This window comes from Ottowia sp. oral taxon 894, assembly GCF_001262075.1.
GTDB lineage: Bacteria > Pseudomonadota > Gammaproteobacteria > Burkholderiales > Burkholderiaceae_C > Ottowia > Ottowia massiliensis.
On record NZ_CP012073.1, the window covers coordinates 913,043 to 929,936 of the forward strand.

Sequence of the window (16,894 nt, forward strand, 5' to 3'; positions counted from 1 at the left end):
CCTGGCCGCAAGGCGTGCCGGTTCGATTCCGGCCTCAGGCACCACTTCAAGCCACCCCCCGGCGGGTGGCTTTTCTTTGTTCCCTTTGTTTCTCCAAGCGGTTCATCCATGCAGCCAGCCCCCTCCTACCCCTTCGCCCAGCGCCTGGGCCATGTGGAAACCTCCGCCATCCGCGAAGTGTTCAAGCTGCTGGGCCGGCCCGGCATCATCAGTTTTGCAGGCGGCTTTCCCGACAGCGCCCTGTTTGATGTGGCGCACATCGAAGAAGCCGCCCGCCAGGCGCTGGCGCAGCAGGCCGCGCAGGCGCTGCAATACGGCGCGACCGAAGGCTTCATGCCCCTGCGCGAGCAGCTGGCCGCGCTCATGCAATCGCGCGGGGCCGATGTGCAGGCCCAGCAGCTCATCGTCACCACCGGCAGCCAGCAGGCGCTGGACCTGGTGGGCAAAACACTGGTCGAGCCGGGCTGCAAAGTCATTGTCGAAGGCCCTACTTTTCTGGCCGCCATTCAGTGCTTTCGCCTCTACGGCGCGCAAGTCATCAGCGCCCCGGCCGATGCCCACGGCGTGCAGCCCGATGCGCTGGAGCGGCTCATGGAAGAGCACCGCCCGCGCTTTGTCTATCTCATTCCCACCTTCGGCAACCCCGGCGGGGCCACGCTCACGCTGGAGCGCCGCCGCCGCGTGCTGGAGCTGGCGGTGCGGCATCAAACCTTGATCATCGAAGACGACCCCTACGGCCAGCTGTGGTTTGACGCGCCGCCGCCGCCCAGCCTGCTTGCCCTCACGTCCGAAGTGCCGGGCAGCCGCGACTGGCTCATTCACTGCGGCAGCCTCTCCAAAATCCTTTCGCCCGGCCTGCGGCTGGGCTGGATGACTGCGCCCGCGCCGCTGCTGGCCCAGGCCGTGATGTGCAAACAGTTCAGCGACGCCAACACCAGCACCTTCGCCCAGGCCGTGGCCGCCAGCTACCTGGCCGCCGGCCATCTGGAGCAGACGCTGGAAAACGCGCGCCGCGTCTATGCCCGCCGCGCGCGCGTCATGGGCCAGGCGCTGCACGAGCAGCTGGGCCAGGCCATCGCCTTCACCCCGCCCCAGGGCGGCCTGTTCATCTGGGCGCGGCTGACGGGCGCTGGCGGCGCGCTGGCCGATGGCGCGGCGCTCGCACCCAAGGCCATTGCCCAAGGCGTGGCCTTCGTGCCCGGCGCGCCTTTTTTCGCCACCCATCCCGACGCCGCCACGCTGCGCCTTTCTTTTGCCACGGCAGGCGAGGACGACATCCGCGAAGGCGTGGCGCGCCTGGCGCGCGCGCTGCGGGTCTGAGAGCCTGTTCCGGCGTCTCCGCGCCGCAGGCGCTGCCTGCTGGGAGGGCATCAGGAACAGGAGCAAATTTGAGGGGGTAGAAATGCCGTCTTGCGCAGATTCCACTAGGACATCATGCTATGGATAAAAGAGCGAAATAAAGACCGCCAGCGCCTTCCCCCTTCCCTTTTCCTGGCTTGCGCTTGCACGGCAGGCTGCGGGCAGAGACCAGGATTCCGTCCGTGCAAGCCAAAAAAGCGCGGCCTTGCGCGCTTGCGGGCCTTGCCCGTCTCCGCCGGGCCGCCGCTGGCAGGCCCGTTGGCGCCTTGCGGCTCATGCCGATCCGCCGCCTTCACGGCCAGGCCTTGAACCGGTCTTGGGGCCGCCGGGCAAAAGCCCTTCGCGCCTACTGCTTTTGCCCGCTTTCGCGTCTGGCCTGGCGCGCCTGGCCTTACAAACGGCGTTTTGCCGCCACCGGCTGCCATCAGCCGCCACAGCCATGACCGAAACCCTCCGCTCCTATCTTCTCGATCTGCAATCGCGCATCGCCGCCGCCATTGAGCAGGCGGACGGGCGCGGGCGCTTTGCGCGCGAGCCTTGGCAAAAAGCGCCGGGCGAGGCGCTGCAAGGCGAGGGCGTCACGCAAATCATGGAAGGCGGCGCGGTGTTCGAGCGCGCGGGCATTGGCTTTTCACACGTGCGCGGCCCCGGCCTGCCGCCTTCGGCCACGCAGCGCCGGCCGGAGCTGGCGGGCGCGCCGTTCGAGGCCCTGGGCGTTTCGCTGGTCTTTCACCCGCTCAATCCCTACGCGCCCACGGTGCACATGAATGTGCGCATGATTTCGGCAGGCCAAAGCGATGCAAAAACCTGCTGGTTTGGCGGCGGCATGGATTTGACGCCGCATTACGGCTTTGATGAAGACTGCGCCAGCTTTCACGCCGCCTGCCGCGATGCCGTGGCGCCCTTTGGCGCAGACAAATATCCGCGCTTCAAGAAGTGGTGCGATGAATATTTCCGCAACCACCATCGCGGCGAGCAGCGCGGCATTGGCGGCATTTTTTTTGACGATTACGCCGAAGGCGGCCTGGATGGCGGCTTTGCGTTGATGCAGGCCGTGGGCAATGCCTTTTTGCCTGCGTATTTGCCCATCGTGCAACGCCGCCAGGGCATGCCCTGGGGCGAGCGCGAGCGCCAGCACCAGCTCTACCGCCGGGGGCGCTACGTGGAATTCAACCTGGTGTGGGACCGGGGCACGCACTTCGGCCTGCAATCGGGCGGGCGCGCCGAGTCCATCCTGCTGTCGATGCCGCCGCTGGCGCGCTGGGCCTGGCAGCGCCAGCCCGAACCGGGCACGCCGGAAGCGAAGCTGACGGACTTCTACCTTCAGCCACGGGACTGGGTTTGAGCCAGGCGGGCCGCGTCCTGGCTTGTCACGCTATTGAAAGCGGAGCGGATTCAGCCTCATGAAAAGGCAGCTTGCGCGCTGTTGGCGAAGACCCTGCGCTATCGAACAAGGAGCGAATTGAAGTGCCCGAAAACGCCTCCCGGCCCCCCGGCCCGCCGCGCATCGGCCTGTTCGGCGGCGCGTTCGATCCGCCTCACTACGCCCACATGGCCCTGGCGCGCGCCGCCGTGCGCCAGCTGGGCCTGAGCCGCCTGCACGTCACCCCCACCGGCCAGGCCTGGCACAAAAGCCGCCCGCTCACCCCCGCCGCGCAGCGGCTGGCCATGTGCCGCCTGGCCTTCGCCCATGAGCCGCGCTGCGTGGTGGACGGGCGCGAGACGCGCCGCGACGGCCCCAGCTACACCATCGACACGCTGGCCGCGCTGCAAGCCGAGTACCCGGGCGCGGCGCTCTATCTGCAAATCGGCGCCGACCAGGCCGCCGCCTTTCACACCTGGAAAGACGCGGCGCGCATTCTTGAAATGGCCGCGCTTTCCATTGCCATCCGCGCGGGTCAGGACGGCCAGGGGCATGCGCCTTTCGATCCGCTTTGCCCGCTGCCGGGCCTGCCGCCCGCCTTGCAGGCGGCCGCCCGCATCCACGTGTTGCGCCTGCCGGCCATGCCCCACAGCTCCACGCAGGCGCGCCAGCTCGCCGCCCAGGGCCTGCCCCTGCAAGGCTGCGTGCCGCCTTCAGTGGCGCGGTATATTGCCCGCCACCATCTCTACACACACCCGGCAAGCTCATGAGCGACACCACCGCCCAGAAAAAAATCCAGAAACTCCAGCGCGCCATCGTCGATGCGCTGGAAGACGTGAAGGCGCAGGACATCCGCGTTTTCAACACCGAAGCGCTCTCGCCGCTGTTCGAGCGCGTGATCATCGCCAGCGGCGCCAGCAACCGCCAGACCAAGGCGCTGGCCGCCAGCGTGCGCGACAAGGTGCGCGAAAGCGGCCTGGGCAAGCCCCTGACCGAAGGCGAAGACAACGGCGAATGGATCATCGTGGACTGCGGCCCCGCCGTCGCCCACATCATGCAGCCGGCCTTCCGGCAGTACTACAAGCTGGAAGAAATCTGGGGCGGCAAGCCCGTGCGCCTCAAGACCGCCGCCGAAAAAGCCGCCGCCGCGCGCGCCAGGGCCGCCGCCGGGCCAAGTGCCCCGCCTGAAACGCCCGCCCGGCCCGCCGCCCGCAAAGCTGCCGCGCCGCGCAAGCCCGCCGCAAAGAAAACGGCGGCCGGGTAGAGCCAGCGGCCCTTGCGGCTTCTTTCTCTTTCCTGAAGCTGCGGGCGGGCGCGGGGCCGCGAAAAGCCGTGAGGCGCGCCCGCGCAGCCCCAAAAAAGATGGCCGCGTGAGCGGCCATCGGCGTCAGAAACGTGTCAGAAACGGGCGGCCGCTTGCCGCGGCGCGCTCATGGCAGGTTACAGCGCGTTCATTGGGGCGACTTGTGCGCGTCGTCCACGGCAGCGGTAAACAGCACGTCGGTCGAAGAGTTCAGCGCCGTTTCGGCCGAATCCTGAATGACGCCAATGATGAAACCCACGCCCACCACCTGCATGGCCGTGTCGTTGTCAATGGCAAACAGGCTGCACGCCATCGGAATCAGCAGCAGCGAGCCGCCAGCCACGCCCGAAGCGCCGCAAGCGCCCAGCGAGGCCACCACGCTCAGCACCAGCGCGGTCCAGAAATCAACCTGCCCGCCCAGCGTGTGCACGGCCGCCATCGTCAGCACCGTGATGGTGATGGCCGCGCCTGCCATGTTGATGGTCGCGCCCAGGGGAATGGAGACGGAGTAGGTGTCTTCATGCAGGCCGAGCTTTTTGCACAGCGCCATGTTCACCGGAATATTGGCCGCCGAGCTGCGGGTAAAAAAAGCCGTCACGCCGCTTTCGCGCAGGCAGGTGAACACCAGCGGGAAGGGGTTGCGCCGCGTTTGCGAAAACACCAGCAGCGGATTGACCACCAGCGCCACCACGGCCATTGCCCCCAGCAGCACGGCCAGCAGGTGGATGTATTGGTAAATGCCCTTGAAACCTTCCACCACGATGGTGGTGAGCACCAGCCCGAAGATGCCCAGCGGCGCGAAGCGGATGATCCAGCGCACCACGCTGGAGACGGCCTCGGCCAGATCGGCCAACATGGCCCGCGTGCCGTCTGTGGCATGGCGCAGCGAAATGCCCAGCAGCACGGCCCAGCCCAGAATGCCGATGTAGTTGCCCGAAGAAACCGCCTGCACCGGGTTGGCCACCAGGTTCATCAGCAGGTTGCGCAGCACCTCGGCAATGCCGCCGGGCGCCACCTTCTGGGCCGCCTCCACGCCCTTGAACGAAAGCGTGGACGGAAAGGCGAAACTGGCCGCCACGGCCACCAGCGCGGCCGCGAACGTGCCCACCAGATACAGCGCCAGAATGGGGCGGATGTTGGTCGGATTGCCCTTGCGGTGCTGCGACACCGCCGAGAGCACCAGCACAAACACCATCACCGGCGCCGCCGCCTTGAGCGCGCCCACGAACAGCCCGCCCAGCAGCTTGCCCAGCTCGCCCACCAGGGTCACGAACTGCGGCGGAGCCACGTCCGGATCGGCCGGCAGGGCGTTGTGCGCCACAGCGCCCACCAAAACGCCCGCCGCCAGGCCGATGACGATCTGCATCACCAGCCCCAGCCGGTCCAGCCGGGCGATGAAACCTTGTTTCTCCATTGCTTGAACTCCTGAAAAAAATGGCGACACAAAACGCGCGCCGCTTGCATGTGGATTGTGACGGATTGCACACCTGGCTCCCCCGAAGCCGCGCCTGCAAGCTCGCGCCCCGGCAGAGTGCGCCGCGCGCAGGCCAAGACGCGTTAGCCAAGCAGGCAAGCGGCGGACGGAGTAGCCTTTTTAGCTACTCTATTCATAGCAATACGTCCTAGTGGAACCAGCGCAAAGCGGGTTTTCGGCCCCCTGAATCCGCTCCTTTTTTTACGAACCACTCTGATGCGCACCAGCAGGCTGGGGCGGCCCGCAGGCCCTGCCCCATCCGCACGGCTCCCCGGCTGGAAAGAACAGCGCGGCAGGCGCAGCCATCACTGCCGCAAGAAAGCTTTCGGCGCTCCAGGCGGCCCGCCTCAAACCAGCGCCACCAGCGCCACCAGCGCGCCCGTCAGGCTCAGGCTGTAGAGCAGCTCGTACAGACCGGCATCGCGCAGCGAAGGCGCCAGATCGCGCCCAATGGCCAGGCGCAGCACCGGCCGGCCCGCGCGGCGCACCATCAGCCCCCACAGCGCCAGCAGCGCCGCCATGAGCAGCGCCATGCCGGGGCGCGGAAAAAAAGGCGCCACCTCCGCGCCAGCGCCCGCCAGGGCCAGCAAGCCCAGCAGACACGGGGCAATCAGCAAAATCATGAACGCCTGCCGCGCGCGCCGCTCGCCCAGGCGCACGGCCAGCGTGATCTTGCCGTGAACGGGGTCGGTGTGGATATCGCGCAGGTTGTTCACCATCAGCAGCGCACAGGCAATCAGCCCCACGCCCGCGCCAGCCACCCAGCCCCACAGCGGCACGCGCCCGGCCTGCACGTACGTGGTGCCGCAAGTGGCCATCAGCCCGAAAAAAAGAAACACGAACACCTCGCCCAGCCCGCGATAGCCGTAAGGGCGCGGGCCGCCCGTGTAGAACCACGCCGCCGCGATGGCCGCCGCCCCCAGGCCCAGCATCCACCACTGCCCGCACAGCGCCAGCAGCGCCAGCCCCAGCGCCACGGCCACGGCGAAGCTGGCCAGGGCCAGCGCCATCACCGCAGCGGGCGCAACGGCGCCCGAAGCCGTCAGCCGTGGCGGGCCGCAGCGCACGTCATCCACGCCGCGCAGGCCGTCGAAATAGTCGTTGGCGATGTTGCAGCCAATTTGCAGGGCCAGCGCCACGCCCGCCGCCAGCAGCGCGCGCGCCCACGAGGCCGCGCCCAACGCAAAGGCAACGCCCGTGCCAAGCAAAACGGGCGCAATGGCTGCGGGCAGCGTCCGCAGCCGGACCACTTCAACCCACGAGACGGCGGAAGACTTCATCCGGCCAATCCTAGCGTTGCGCCACAGGATTCAAGGGCGCTGAAAGCCCGCAGATGCGATTCGCTTTCAGGCAAGAGCGCAAAAAAGAGCGCAAAAACGGGCCGGGCGCATGCGCGTTGACGCAAATGGGTGAATATGCAAACAGAAAACCGCTTTCGAAATGGCGCATCACTCCGCCCGCAAAACAAATGGCAGTCTTGCGCATATTCGGCTTGAAAAAAATGAATCGCCTCGCCCTGCAAAATCCGCTGCGTCAGGCTGAAAAGCGCCAATACCCTGCATTTTTGCCAGAAGAGCAATGGCCGGATGAAATGCAGAATGTGCTTTTCATCCGCCGGTACGCAAAGCGCTTATTTCTCAGATTTCATGAAAATGGCGGCACGATGCGCCTTTCACGGCGAGGCCCTTATTGCCATTGAATTGCGGATGGCGCTTCAAATATCCGGCAGCATCCTGGAGCCATTTGGAGCGGAAAACATGAAAACCATGCGCTTCCGGTGAGCGATGAAAATGCATTGCGGGCGCGCCCCGCCCGCTATTCACGCCCGCTACTCACGCCCGCCATGCAGCAGCTTTTGCAGCGGCTCCCACACGTTGTTCAGAATGGCCGGATGCGCCTCGGCCTTGGGGTGGATGCGGTCGGGCTGAAAGTGCGCCAGGGCGTCGGGCTGGTCGGCCACGCCAGCGAGCAAAAAGGGCGCGAGGGCGGCGCCTGTCTGCCGGGCGATGCGGGGGTAGATGCCGGCAAAGCGCCGGGTGTAGTCCGCGCCGTAGTTGGGCGGGGCCTGCATGCCGGCAAGCAGCACGCGCGCGCCGGTTTTTTGGGCCGCCTGCGTCATGGCCAGCAGGTTGGCTTCGGTGGCATCCAGCGGCAGGCCGCGCAGGGCGTCGTTGCCGCCCAGCTCGATGATGACGATGGCGGGTTGATGCTTTTTGAGCAGGCCGGGCAGGCGCGCGCGGCCGCCAGCGGTGGTGTCGCCCGAGATGCTGGCATTGAGCACGCGCCAGTCTCTTTGCTGGCCCTGCTTCTCAGCGGCGAGCTTTTGCTCCAGCAGCGCCACCCAGCCCGTGCCGCGCGGCAGGCCGTATTCGGCTGAAAGCGAATCGCCCACCACGAGGATGGCGGGCCTTTGCGCTTGTTCTTGCGCCCGTGCCCCGGCAGGCAGCGCGAGTGCGGCGGCAAGCTGGCAGATAAAGTTGCGGCGTTTGAGGCCCTGAATGGACATGAGTGGAGAACCAGTGAATGAAGCGCCGCCCCTGATCGAGGTGCAGCGCCTGTGCAAAACCGTGCGCGACGCCACGGGCGAGCTGCCCATTTTGCGTGACGTGAGCTTTGCGCTGGCGCAGCGGCAGACGGCGGCCATCGTCGGCGCTTCCGGCTCCGGCAAAAGCACGCTGCTGTCGCTGATTGCGGGGCTGGACGTGCCCAGCAGCGGCACGGTGCGCATTGCCGGGCAGGATTTGTTTGCGGTGGATGAAGACGCGCGCGCCGCCATCCGCGCCCGGCGGCTGGGCTTTGTGTTCCAGAACTTCCAGCTCGTGGGCGGCATGACGGCGCTGGAAAACGTGATGCTGCCGCTGGAGCTGGCCGGCGCGCCACGCGCACGCCAGCAGGCCAGCGAGATGCTGGCGCGCGTGGGCCTGGCCGCGCGCCTGGGGCATTACCCCAAACTGCTTTCTGGCGGCGAGCAGCAGCGCGTGGCGCTGGCGCGCGCCTTCGTCATGCGCCCCGCCGCCTTGCTGGCCGATGAGCCGACGGGCAGCCTGGACTTCGCCACCGGCGAGCGCGTGATGCAGCTGATGCTGGAGATGAACCGCGAGCTGGGCACCACGCTCGTGCTCGTCACCCACGACCGCGCCCTGGCCGCGCTGTGCGAGCGGCGGCTGGTGGTGGAAGCGGGACGGGTGTCGGAGGGCGAATGAACAATGCCAGCAGGCGCTGCCTGGGCCAGCCCCATTCCACGCCAGACGCTTCGTGTGCCCCGGCTCGCAAGGCGTGCAACCAGCCTTTTCGCTCCTTCATCAATAGCATGACGTCCTAGTGGAACCTGCGCAGAGGCTGATTTTCACCCCCTCAAATCAGCTCCTGTTTCTAAAGCACGGGCCGCTTCTCGTCTGCCGCTTCGGGCGCGCGGCGCGGCTGGCCTGCGTGGCGGCGGCGGCCTATCATCCGCCGCTTTTTTGCGCCTTTACTTTCCGCCTGCGCCGTGCGTCTGAATTCCATCAAGCTCTCGGGCTTCAAGTCGTTTGCCGAACCCACCCAGTTCATGCTGCCCGGGCAGCTGGTGGGCGTGGTGGGGCCGAACGGCTGCGGCAAGTCCAACATCATGGACGCGGTGCGCTGGGTGCTGGGCGAGTCCCGGGCCAGCGAGCTGCGCGGCGAGTCCATGCAGGACGTGATCTTCAACGGCACCACCACGCGCAAGGCGGCCAGCCGCTCCTCGGTTGAACTCACGTTTGACAACAGCGACCACCGCGCGGGCGGCCAGTGGGGCCAGTTCACCGAAATCGCCGTGCGCCGCGTGCTCACGCGCGAGGGCGCGAGCAGCTACTTCATCAACAACCAGCCCGTGCGGCGGCGCGACGTGCAAGACGTGTTTCTCGGCACGGGCCTGGGGCCGCGCGCCTACGCCATCATCGGACAGGGCACCATCAGCCGCATCATCGAATCGCGCCCCGAAGAGCTGCGCCTGTTTCTGGAAGAAGCGGCGGGCGTGAGCAAATACAAGGAGCGCCGCCGCGAAACCCAGGGCCGCCTGGAAGACACGCGCGAGAACATCACCCGCGTGCAAGACATCCTGCGCGAGCTGAACGCCAACCTTGAAAAGCTGGAGCAGCAGGCCGAAGTCGCGCGCCAATACAACGAGCTGCAAGAGGCCGCCACCTTGCGCCAGCACCAGCAGTGGTTTCTCAAGCGCAGCGAGGCCGAACAGGGGCAAAGCCACCTGAAGGCCGACACCGACCAGGCCCGCAACGATCTGGAATCGCGCAGCGCCGACTTGCGCCGCGTGGAGGCCGATCTGGAAGCCGTGCGCCAGGTCCACTACGAAGCGGGCAGCGAAGTCAATCAGGCCCAGGGCCTGCTGTATGAGGCCAGCGCCGAAGTGGGCAAGCTGGAAGCCGAAATCCGCTTCGTGCTGGAAAACCGCGAGCGCGCCGCCCAGCGCCTGGCGCAGCTGAAAGAGCAGGCCGCCGAATGGGCGGGCCGCCAGGCCGAAGCCCAGGCGCAAACCGAAGAGCTGGCAGAGCAAGACGCGCAGGCCGAAGAGCAGGCCGAATGCCTTGCCGCGCAGCTCGAAGAGCAGCAGCACGCCCTGCCCGGCCTGGAAGACGCCCACCGCGCTGCACAAGCCGCCGCCAGCCAGCAGGCCGCCGCCGTGGCGCAGGTGCAGCAGCAAATCCAGGTGCTGGCCGCCGAGCAGCGCGGCCTGGCCGAGCAAACCCGCCAGCAGCAGCAGCGCCACGAGCGCCTGCAAGCCGAGCGCCGTGCCCTGGCCGCGCCCGACGCCCAGCGCCTGGCGGCCCTGCAAGCCGAACTGGCGCAAGCCGCCGCCGCCGCCCAGGCGCTGCAAGCCCGCCTGCAAGCGCTGCAAGAGCAGGCCCCCGCGCTGGAAGAAGAGCGCCGCGCGCGCCAGCAGGCCGCTGGCGCCGAAGCCGCCCGCCAAACCGAACTGGCCGCCAGCCTCAGCGCCCTGCAAGCCTTGCAGGAAAAAGTGAAAACCGGCGGCAAGCTCCAGCCCTGGCTGCAAAAACATGGCCTGCACGCCCTGCCCGGCCTGTGGAGCCGCCTGCAAGCCGAGCCGGGCTGGGAAAGCGCGCTCGAAGCCGCCCTGCGCGAGCGCCTGGGCGCGCTGGAAATCAGCCGCCTGGAGCAGGCCGCCGCCTTCGCGCCAGACGCCCCGCCCGCGCGCCTGGCCTTCTACGCGCTGCCCACGCCATCGGCGGCAGGCCCTGCCGGGCAGGCGGCGGGCCTTCAGCCCCTGGCCAGCCGCCTGCGCCTGCACGACGCCGCCTTGCACGCCCTGCTTGCCCACTGGCTGGCCGGCTGCTTTTGCGCCAGCGCCCTGCCCGAAGCCCTGGCCCTGCGCGCGCAGCTCGCGCCCGGCCAGACGGTCTATGTGCCCGGCGGCCACAGCGTCACCGCGCACGGCGTGAGCTTTTACGCGCCCGACTCGGAACAGGCCGGCCTGCTGGCCCGCGCGCAAGAAATCGAAAACCTGCAAAAGCAGCTGCGCGCCCAAACGCTCATTGCCGAAGAAACCCAGGCCGCCCTGCACAAGGCCGAAGCCGCCTGCGCCGACGCCGCCCAGCGCCTGGACGCCGCCCAGCGCGAGCGCGCCGAAGCGCAAAACCGCGCGCACGAGCTGCAAGTGCAAAACCTGCGCCTGACCCAGCTGGCCGACCAGGCGCAAGCGCGCAGCCGCCAGCTGGATGCCGACCTGGCCGAAACCCGCGCCGCGCTCGATGAGCTGCAAGAGCGCCAGGCCAGCGCCGAAGCCCGCTTTGAAGAGCTGGACATGCAGCTGGCCGACCAGCAAGAGCGCCACGCCCAGCTTGAAAGCCGCGTGATGCAGGCCGACCGCCAGCTGCAAGCCGCCCGCGAGCAGCAGCGCGGCCTGGAGCGCCAGGCGCAAGAAGCCCAGTTCGCCCGCCGCAGCCTGCAAGCGCGCCGCGCCGAACTGGCCCGCGCCATCGACACCGCCGCCGCGCAAACCGCCAGCCTGCAAGGCGAAGCGGCCCGTGCCGAAGAAGAACTGGCCCGCCTGAACGAATCCGCCGCCCAGGGCGGCCTGCAACAGGCCCTGGCGACCAAGCTCGAACGCGAGCAGGCCCTGGCCGCCCAGCGCAGCCGCTATGACGACCTCACCCAGCGCCTGCGCGCCAGCGACGAGCGCCGCATGCAGCTCGAGCGCGAGCTGGAGCCGCTGCGCCAGCGCATCACCGAACTGCAGCTCAAGGAGCAGGCCGCACGCCTGGGCGCCGAGCAATACACCCAGCTGCTGGCCGACGCAGGCGCCGACCTGGCCGCCGTGGCCCAGTCCATCGAAGAAAACGGCGTGCGCCTGCACGGCCTGCAAGGCGAAATCGACCGCCTGCACCGCAGCATTGCGGCGCTGGGCGCCGTCAATCTGGCCGCCCTGCAAGAGCTGGCCGCCGCCCGCGAGCGCAAGCAGTTTCTCGACGCGCAAAGCCACGACCTCACCGAGGCCATGAACACGCTGGAAGACGCCATCCGCAAGATTGACCAGGAAACGCGCGAGCTGCTGGGCCACACCTTCCACACCGTCAATGAGCACTTTGGCCGCATGTTTCCCGAACTGTTCGGCGGCGGCCAGGCGCGCCTGGTGATGACCGGCGACGAAATCCTGGACGCGGGCGTGCAAGTCATGGCCCAGCCGCCGGGCAAGAAAAACCAGACCATTCACCTGCTCTCCGGCGGCGAAAAGGCGCTGACGGCCATTGCCCTGGTCTTTGCCATCTTCCAGCTCAACCCCGCGCCCTTTTGCCTGCTCGACGAAGTGGACGCTCCGCTGGACGACGCCAATACCGAGCGCTACGCGCGCCTGGTCACGGCCATGAGCGGCCAGGGCACGCAGTTTCTTTTCATCAGCCACAACAAGATTGCGATGGAAATGGCCGAGCAGCTCATCGGCGTGACCATGCAGGAGCAAGGCGTCTCGCGCATCGTCGCCGTGGACATGGAAAGCGCCATCCGCATGGCGCAGTAGGCCGCAGCCTCAGGCAAAACGGGCGGCAGGCACAAGCTGCGGAAAGCCTGTTTTCGCTCCTTCATTCATAGCATGACGTCCTAGTGGAAAAAGCGCAGAAGCCGTTTTGAGGCCCCTGAATCCGCTCCTGTTTTTGATGCCATCCGGCTGGCTGCCGGGCGCTCTGCTGAGAAGGCCGTGGGCAGCGCGCTCTGAACCGCTTTTCAGCCCCGGCGCGCGGCGAGTTTTTCAACGAGCGACAGCGCCTGCTGGTAGGCGGGCTGGGCCATGAGGGCGGCCCAGTCTGGCGCATCAAAAGCGGGCAGCAGCGCGCGGCGGCGGGCCTCGCTGGCAGGCCGGGGCTGCCAGTGCACGCCCCGGGCGGCTTGCAGCCCCTCCAGCGCGGCATCCAGCGCCGCGCCGCCGTCGAGACACTGGTTGCACAGCAGCGCCAGGTCGCACCCCGCGTTCAGCGCCGCGCAGGCGGCTTCGGCGTGGGTGAGCTGGCGGCCCTGCATCTGGCGCGCGGCGGCCATGCCCAAATCGTCGCTGACGATGGCGCCGTCAAAACCCAGCAGGCCGCGCAGCACGTCTTGCAGCCAGTAGGGCGAAAAACCGGCGGGGCGCTCGTCCACTTGCGGGTAGATGACGTGCGCGGGCATGACGGCGGGCAGCGCCAGGCCCAGCCAGCCGTAGGGCGCGGCATCGGCCTGAAGCAGCTCGGCCAGCGGCCGCCCGTCTTGCGGCAGGTGCGTGTGCGAATCGGCCTGCGTGTAGCCGTGGCCGGGAAAGTGCTTGCCGCAGCCTTTCATGCCCGCCAGCAGCAGGCCGTGCAGCAGGCTTTTGGCCAGCTGGGCCGCCGCTTGCGGCTGCGGGTGCAGGGCGCGGTCGCCAATCACGGCGCTGCGGCCCCAGTCCAAATCGAGCACAGGGGTGAACGAAAGATCAATGCCGCAGGCGCGCAGCTCGGCGGCGAGCACGTAGCCGCAGGCGGTGGCGGCGGCCAGCGCCTGCAGGGCGTCTTCCTCCCACAGGCGGCCCAGGGCGCGCATGGGCGGCAGAGGCGTGAAGCCCCCTTCGCGAAAGCGCTGCACGCGGCCGCCTTCGTGGTCGATGGCAATGAGCGCATCAGGCCGGATGGCGCGGATGGCCGCCGTCAGCGCCACAATCTGCTGGCGGCTTTGCCAGTTGCGCGTGAACAAAATGACGCCGCCCGTCAGCGGATGGGCGATGCGGCGGCGGTCGTCCGCCGTGAGGGCGGCGCCTGCGATGTCGATGATGAGCGGAGCGTGGGGCATGAGCCGTGCGGGTGAAAAAACGAAGCCGCGATTGAATCAGAACCCCATCCGGCCTTCATCCGGCCCAAGGCCGCGCCCTGCCCCGCCCCGCCGCCGTCACGCCTTTGCTGGCGCCGTCTTTTGCGCCGTCTCCTGCCGCAGCTGCCGGGCGGCGGCCACCATGCGGGTCAGCGCACCAATGACTTCGGGCCACTGGCGGGTTTTCAGGCCGCAGTCCGGATTGACCCACAGGCGTTCGGGCGGAATGCGGCGGGCGGCCTGCCGCAGGCGCTGCACGATCTGCTCTTGCGTGGGCAGGTTGGGCGAGTGGATGTCGTACACGCCGGGGCCGATGTCGTTGGGGCAGTGAAAGTCCACAAAGGCGTCCAGCAGTTCCATGTCCGAGCGCGAGGCTTCGATGGTGATGACGTCGGCGTCCATCTGCGCGATGGCGCTGATGATGTCGTTGAACTCCGAGTAGCACATGTGGGTGTGGATTTGCGTTTCGTCGCGCACGCCGTTGGCGGCCAGGCGAAAGCACGCAATGGCCCAGTCCAGATACGCCGGCCACTGCTGGCGGCGCAGGGGCAGGCCCTCGCGCAGGGCCGGCTCGTCAATCTGGATGACGCCAATGCCCGCCTTTTCCAGATTCAGCACTTCTTCGCGGATGGCCAGCGCCAGCTGCTGGCAGGTGAGCGGGCGCGGCTGGTCGTCGCGCACGAAAGACCAGTTGAGCAGGGTGACGGGGCCGGTGAGCATGCCCTTGACGGGGCGCGGCGTGAGCGACTGCGCCCACGTGGCCCATTCCAGCGTCATGGCATGCGGGCGGCGGATGTCGCCAAAGAGGATGGGCGGCTTGACGCAGCGCGAACCGTAGGACTGCACCCAGCCAAAGCGCGTGAAGGCATAGCCTTCAAGCTGCTCGCCAAAGTATTCGACCATGTCATTGCGCTCGGCTTCGCCGTGCACCAGCACGTCCAGCCCCAGCGCTTCCTGCTCGCGGATGGCGCGCTCGATTTCAGCCCGCATGGCCTGCCGGTAGGCGGCCTCGTCCAGCCGGGCGGCCTTGTATTCGCTGCGGGCATGGCGCACCTGCGCCGTCTGCGGAAATGAGCCTATGGTGGTGGTGGGCCAGGCGGGCAGCTTCAGCCAGGCGGCCTGCCTGGCGGCGCGCTGGGCAAAGGCCAGCCAGTCGCGAATGCCCGCGTCCAGCCGGTCTTCCTGCGCCAGGTCCACCGGCACGTGCAGCAGCGGGCACGAAGGCGCCAGCCACAGGCGCTCGCCTAGGCGCTCGGCCAGCGGCTCCAGCCAGTCCAGCCAGGCCGTCAAGTCGCTTCACACGTTGCGGCCATGGATGACGCCCAGCGAGAGCACGCAGTGCGCAGGCAGCAGGCCCAGCAGCGGCTGCACGTCTTCGCGGCCCGCCACGGCGTCCACGTGCAGGCCCGCCACGGGCAGGTGGGCGGCCAGGCAGCGGTTGTCGCCCAGCGCGCCAAAGTAGGTGGCCAGCAGCAGCTTCGCACTGCTGCCCTTGAGGTGGCGGCAGGCCGTGTTGAAGGCGTGCCGCCAGGCTTCGTCCAGGTCGGTGACCAGCAGCGGCTCGTCCACCTGCACCCATTCGGCGCCCGCTTCGTGCAGGCGCTCCAGCAGCTGGGCATACACGGGCAGCAGGCGCGGCAGCAAGGCGAGCCGGTCGCTGCCGTCATGCGTTTTGCCCAGCGCCAGATAGGTCACGGGGCCGATGATGACGGGGCGCGCCTTCACGCCCTGCTCTTTCGCCTCGGCCAGCTGCGCCAGCAGGCGCGAGGCGTCCAGGCTGAAGGCCGTGTCCGCGTGCAGCTCCGGCACGATGTAGTGGCAGTTCGTGTCAAACCACTTGCTCATTTCGCCTGCGGCCACTTCACCTTCTTGCGCGCCTTTCTGCGCGCCATGCGCGTGGCCGCATGCGGCATGGCCCTCATGCGCGCCAGCGTCTGCGCCCGCATCGCGCGCGCGGCCCCGGGCCACGCGAAACAGCTGCTCCAGCGCAGAGCCTGCGTGGCGCCGCGCACGCTCGAGCACGTTGCCCAGCGTGAAGCTCATGTCCAGCACGTGGTCATAAAAAGAGAAGTCGCCCACGGGTGCCCAGTCCAGCCCGGCCTGCCAGGCCGCAAGTGGGCGCGCCCCTGTGGCAGCGCGAAGGCCGCCGCCTGCGGCTGACGCAAGCGGGCCGGCACCTGCTGGCCATGGCCCAGCGCGTGCTGCCGCAGCTGGAGCAGGCCGAAGAGCGCCTGCGCCAGCTGGCCTGCGGTGAAGCGGGCACGCTGCGCATCGGCATGAAATGCCACCCTGCTACCGCTGGCTGCTGAAAGTGGTGGCGCCTTACCTGGCCGCCTGGCCCGGCGTGGATGTGGACGTGAAGCAGAAATTCCAGTTCGGCGGCATCGGCGCGCTCTTTGACCATGAGATTGACCTGCTCGTCACGCCCGATCCGCTGCCGCGCCCCGGCCTGCGCTTCGAGCCGGTGTTTGACTATGAGCAAGTGCTGGTCGTCAGCCGCCAGCACCCCCTGGCGAACGTGCGCTGCGTGCGCCCGCAGCAACTGGCGGGCGAAACGCTCATCACCTACCCCGTGCAGCGGCAGCGGCTGGACATCTACACCCGTTTTCTCGCGCCCGCCGGCGTGGAGCCGCTGCGCCACAAAACCCTGGAAGACACCGGCATCATGTTGCAAATGGTGGCCAGCGGCCGTGGCGTCACGGCCCTGCCGCGCTGGCTGGCGCAGGACTACGCCCGCCAGCTGCCCCTGGTCACGGCGCGCCTGGGCGCGCGCGGCATCGCCAAGCAAATTCACCTGGGCGCACGGGCGGACGACTTGCAAGGCGATCAGGCCGCCGCCTGCCTGCGCGGCTTCATCGAACTGGCGCGCAGCATGTTCCAGTCAGCGGACGAGCCGGGCGGGACCAATGAACCCGCCTGCCCGCCCGCTTCATGAAAAGGGAGAGCGCCTGACTGGATGCATCAAAAAAAGGAGCGAATCAAAGGGGGCCTGAATGCCGCTTTGCGCCCTTTTCACTAGGACATCACGCTATGGATAAAGAAGCAAAAAAGGCGTGTTTTCAACTCTGCCTGTTCATGGCCATGCGCATGG

General features: G+C 68.0%; 10 protein-coding genes and 3 pseudogenes. 8 read left to right on the forward strand and 5 right to left on the reverse strand.

What is annotated here, in order from left to right; all coding sequences use genetic code 11:
- Positions 1-108 precede the first annotated feature (108 nt).
- The 4 genes and pseudogenes from ADJ79_RS03860 to rsfS all read left to right on the forward strand — a co-directional run.
- Positions 109-1,320: a PLP-dependent aminotransferase family protein gene (locus ADJ79_RS03860; RefSeq protein ID WP_050714871.1), complete on the forward strand. Its 1,212-nt coding sequence runs from the start codon at positions 109-111 to the stop codon at positions 1,318-1,320.
- Positions 1,321-1,798: 478 nt separating this feature from the next.
- Positions 1,799-2,704, forward strand: a complete 906-nt coding sequence (hemF, locus tag ADJ79_RS03865; protein WP_050716385.1) for an oxygen-dependent coproporphyrinogen oxidase — start codon at positions 1,799-1,801, stop codon at positions 2,702-2,704.
- Positions 2,705-2,775: 71 nt separating this feature from the next.
- Positions 2,776-3,492, forward strand: a complete 717-nt coding sequence (nadD, locus tag ADJ79_RS03870; protein ID WP_371256906.1) for a nicotinate (nicotinamide) nucleotide adenylyltransferase — start codon at positions 2,776-2,778, stop codon at positions 3,490-3,492.
- Positions 3,489-3,983: pseudogene (rsfS, locus tag ADJ79_RS03875) on the forward strand (ribosome silencing factor); the annotation flags it as partial. The gene nadD and the pseudogene rsfS, both read left to right, overlap by 4 nt.
- Positions 3,984-4,173: 190 nt before the next feature.
- On the opposite strand, the gene sstT reads toward rsfS, so the two are convergent.
- Both sstT and ADJ79_RS03885 read right to left on the reverse strand, forming a co-directional pair.
- Complete coding sequence (gene sstT / locus ADJ79_RS03880; protein ID WP_050714874.1) at positions 4,174-5,439, reverse strand: serine/threonine transporter SstT; 1,266 nt, start codon at positions 5,437-5,439, stop codon at positions 4,174-4,176.
- A gap of 407 nt (positions 5,440-5,846) precedes the next feature.
- On the reverse strand, positions 5,847-6,779 hold the full coding sequence (locus ADJ79_RS03885) for a 1,4-dihydroxy-2-naphthoate polyprenyltransferase (RefSeq protein WP_050714875.1): 933 nt from the start codon (positions 6,777-6,779) through the stop codon (positions 5,847-5,849).
- Between the two features lie 53 nt (positions 6,780-6,832).
- On the opposite strand from ADJ79_RS03885, the gene ADJ79_RS13985 reads away from it, so the two are divergent.
- A complete protein-coding gene (locus ADJ79_RS13985) occupies positions 6,833-7,198 on the forward strand; it encodes a hypothetical protein (protein ID WP_156304012.1) in 366 nt (121 codons plus the stop codon).
- 129 nt (positions 7,199-7,327) lie between these two features.
- Here ADJ79_RS13985 and ADJ79_RS03900 read toward each other — a convergent pair whose 3' ends face one another.
- Positions 7,328-8,005, reverse strand: a complete 678-nt coding sequence (locus tag ADJ79_RS03900) for an arylesterase (RefSeq protein ID WP_050714878.1) — start codon at positions 8,003-8,005, stop codon at positions 7,328-7,330.
- Here ADJ79_RS03900 and ADJ79_RS03905 point away from each other — a divergent pair.
- Together ADJ79_RS03905 and smc are read left to right on the forward strand one after the other, a co-directional pair.
- Complete coding sequence (locus ADJ79_RS03905) at positions 8,004-8,702, forward strand: ABC transporter ATP-binding protein (protein WP_050714879.1); 699 nt, start codon at positions 8,004-8,006, stop codon at positions 8,700-8,702. The genes ADJ79_RS03900 and ADJ79_RS03905 overlap by 2 nt on opposite strands.
- Before the next feature lie 284 nt (positions 8,703-8,986).
- On the forward strand, positions 8,987-12,508 hold the full coding sequence (gene smc / locus ADJ79_RS03910) for a chromosome segregation protein SMC (protein WP_050714880.1): 3,522 nt from the start codon (positions 8,987-8,989) through the stop codon (positions 12,506-12,508).
- A 203-nt stretch (positions 12,509-12,711) separates the two neighbouring features.
- On the opposite strand, the gene nagZ is transcribed toward smc, so the two are convergent.
- Both nagZ and metE read right to left on the reverse strand, forming a co-directional pair.
- Complete coding sequence (nagZ, locus tag ADJ79_RS03915) at positions 12,712-13,785, reverse strand: beta-N-acetylhexosaminidase (protein ID WP_050714881.1); 1,074 nt, start codon at positions 13,783-13,785, stop codon at positions 12,712-12,714.
- A 96-nt stretch (positions 13,786-13,881) separates the two neighbouring features.
- Positions 13,882-15,951 (reverse strand): annotated as a pseudogene (gene metE / locus ADJ79_RS13030) (5-methyltetrahydropteroyltriglutamate--homocysteine S-methyltransferase); the annotation flags it as partial.
- Here metE and ADJ79_RS03930 point away from each other — a divergent pair.
- Positions 15,915-16,738, forward strand: a pseudogene (locus ADJ79_RS03930) (LysR substrate-binding domain-containing protein); the annotation flags it as partial. The pseudogenes metE and ADJ79_RS03930 sit on opposite strands and share 37 nt — an antisense overlap.
- Positions 16,739-16,894 lie beyond the last annotated feature (156 nt).